This is a genomic window from Streptosporangium sp. NPDC087985, from assembly GCF_044741965.1.
Lineage (GTDB): Bacteria > Actinomycetota > Actinomycetes > Streptosporangiales > Streptosporangiaceae > Streptosporangium.
This window is the reverse complement of record NZ_JBIUTQ010000050.1, coordinates 1,885-5,142: the sequence shown is the minus strand read 5'-3', so window position 1 is coordinate 5,142 and position 3,258 is coordinate 1,885. Positions and strand designations below refer to the sequence as shown.

General features: G+C 56.4%; 1 rRNA gene. It reads right to left on the bottom strand.

Features of this window, described 5'->3' with window-relative positions:
• Positions 1-5: 5 nt before the first annotated feature.
• Positions 6-3,131: ribosomal RNA gene (locus tag ACIN94_RS32620) — 23S ribosomal RNA — on the bottom strand.
• Between the last annotated feature and the right edge of the window lie 127 nt (positions 3,132-3,258).

Here is a 3,258-nt window from a genome sequence, read left to right as displayed (position 1 = left end):
GCTTTGTGGTCAAGTCCTCGGCCTATTAGTACCGGTCAGCTCCACACATTACTGTGCTTCCACCTCCGGCCTATCAACCCAATCGTCTATTGGGAGCCTTACCCACTCTCATGGTGGGAGACCTCATCTCAAGGCGAGCTTCCCGCTTAGATGCTTTCAGCGGTTATCCCTTCCGAACGTAGCCAACCAGCCGTGCTCCTGGCGGAACAACTGGCACACCAGAGGTTCGTCCGTCCCGGTCCTCTCGTACTAGGGACAGCTCCTTTCAAGTCTCCTGCGCGCGCAGCGGATAGGGACCGAACTGTCTCGCGACGTTCTAAACCCAGCTCGCGTACCGCTTTAATGGGCGAACAGCCCAACCCTTGGGACCTACTCCAGCCCCAGGATGCGACGAGCCGACATCGAGGTGCCAAACCATCCCGTCGATATGGACTCTTGGGGAAGATCAGCCTGTTATCCCCGGGGTACCTTTTAGCCGTTGAGCGACGGCGCTTCCACAAGCCACCGCCGGATCACTAGTCCCAGCTTTCGCTCCTGCTCGACCCGTCGGTCTCACAGTCAAGCTCCCTTGTGCACTTACACTCGACACCTGATTGCCAACCAGGCTGAGGGAACCTTTGGGCGCCTCCGTTACTCTTTAGGAGGCAACCGCCCCAGTTAAACTACCCACCAGACACTGTCCCTGATCCGGATCACGGACCGAAGTTAGACGTTCAAAACGACCAGAGTGGTATTTCACCAATGACTCCACCACCACTAGCGTGACAGCTTCACAGTCTCCCACCTATCCTACACAAGACGTTCCAAACGCCAATGTCAAGCTATAGTGAAGGTCCCGGGGTCTTTCCGTCCTGCTGCGCGTAACGAGCATCTTTACTCGTAGTGCAATTTCGCCGGGTCTGCGGTTGAGACAGCGGGGAAGTCGTTACGCCATTCGTGCAGGTCGGAACTTACCCGACAAGGAATTTCGCTACCTTAGGATGGTTATAGTTACCACCGCCGTTTACTGGCGCTTAAGTTCTCAGCTTCGCCACACACGTGCAGCTAACCGGTCCCCTTAACGTTCCAGCACCGGGCAGGCGTCAGTCCGTATACATCGTCTTACGACTTCGCACGGACCTGTGTTTTTAGTAAACAGTCGCTTCCCCCTGGCCTCTGCGACCCCCACCAGCTCACAGAGCAAGTCTGATCACCAGCGAAGGCCCCCCTTCTCCCGAAGTTACGGGGGCAATTTGCCGAGTTCCTTAACCACAGTTCACCCGATCGCCTTGGTATTCTCTACCTGACCACCTGAGTCGGTTTCGGGTACGGGCCGCCATGACACTCACTAGAGGCTTTTCTCGGCAGCATAGGATCACCCACTTCGCCACAATCGGCTCGGCATCACATCTCAGGATACGTGAGAGGCGGATTTGCCTACCTCTCTCCCTACATGCTTACCCCAGGACTACCATCGCCTGGGATGGGCTACCTTCCTGCGTCACCCCATCGCTTACCTACTACCAGATCAGGCCAGGCGTTCAGCCTCACCCCAAGCCCGAAGGCTTTAGAGGGCTTAAGGACCCTTAGTATCACTGGATTCAGTATGGGCGCATCACAGCGGGTACGGGAATATCAACCCGTTGTCCATCGACTACGCCTGTCGGCCTCGCCTTAGGTCCCGACTTACCCTGGGCGGATTAGCCTGGCCCAGGAACCCTTGGTCATCCGGCGCAGAAGTTTCTCACTTCTGATTCGCTACTCATGCCTGCATTCTCACTCGCACGGCCTCCACAACTAGATCACTCTGCTGCTTCGCCGGCCGCACGACGCTCCCCTACCCGTCCACACACCTAAACCACAAAGGCTCGGCTAACGTGTGAACGCCACGACTTCGGCGGTGTACTTGAGCCCCGCTACATTGTCGGCGCGGAATCACTTGACCAGTGAGCTATTACGCACTCTTTCAAGGATGGCTGCTTCTAAGCCAACCTCCTGGTTGTCACTGCGACTCCACATCCTTTCCCACTTAGCACACGCTTAGGGGCCTTAGTCGGTGGTCTGGGCTGTTTCCCTCTCGACTACGGAGCTTATCCCCCGCAGTCTCACTGCTACGCTCTCACTTACCGGCATTCGGAGTTTGGCTGACGTCAGTAACCTTGTAGGGCCCATTAGCCATCCAGTGCTCTACCTCCGGCAAGAAACACGTAACGCTGCACCTAAATGCATTTCGGGGAGAACCAGCTATCACGGAGTTTGATTGGCCTTTCACCCCTAAACACAGGTCATCCCCCAGGTTTTCAACCCTGGTGGGTTCGGTCCTCCACGCGGTCTTACCCGCGCTTCAACCTGCCCATGCCTAGATCACTCCGCTTCGGGTCTACAGCATGCGACTCAAACGCCCTATTCAGACTCGCTTTCGCTACGGCTTCCCCACACGGGTTAACCTCGCCACACACCATAACTCGCAGGCTCATTCTTCAAAAGGCACGCAGTCACATCACAGACGTCCGAAAACGTCTACGCTCCTACGGCTTGTAGGCACACGGTTTCAGGTACTATTTCACGACCCCTCACCGGGGCGCTTTTCACCTTTCCCTCACGGTACTTGTTCACTATCGGTCATCAGGGAGTATTTAGGCTTACCAGGTGGTCCTGGCAGATTCACACAGGATTTCTCGGGCCCCGTGCTACTTGGGATCCCCTCAAACAGTCGACAAGATTTCGCCTACCCGGCTCTCACGGTCTACGGCGCAACTTCCCAGAAGCTTCGACTACCTCATCGATTTCTCACTGTTTACGGTCTCGGCAGAAACCGTCAGAGGGTCCCACGACCCCGCACACGCAACGCCTGCCGGCTATCACACGCATACGGTTTAGCCTGATCCGCTTTCGCTCACCACTACTCACGGAATCACTAAATTGTTTTCTCTTCCTACGGGTACTGAGATGTTTCACTTCCCCGCGTTACCACCAACCGCCCTATACATTCAGGCGGAGGCAACACCACATGACTGGTGCTAGGTTTCCCCATTCGGACATCCCCGGATCAAAGTCAGGTTGGCGACTCCCCGGGGCTTAACGCAGCCTCCCACGTCCTTCATCGGCTCCTGATGCCAAGGCATCCACCGTGTGCCCTAAAAAACTTGGCCACAAAGATGCTCGCGTCCACTATGCAAATCTCAAACAACAGACAGCGACCAAACCCACCCCACCACCAACACCCATCACCCGATGAGCTGGTCTGGCAGGAGGCTGGCCCCGCACGAGGTCAAACGG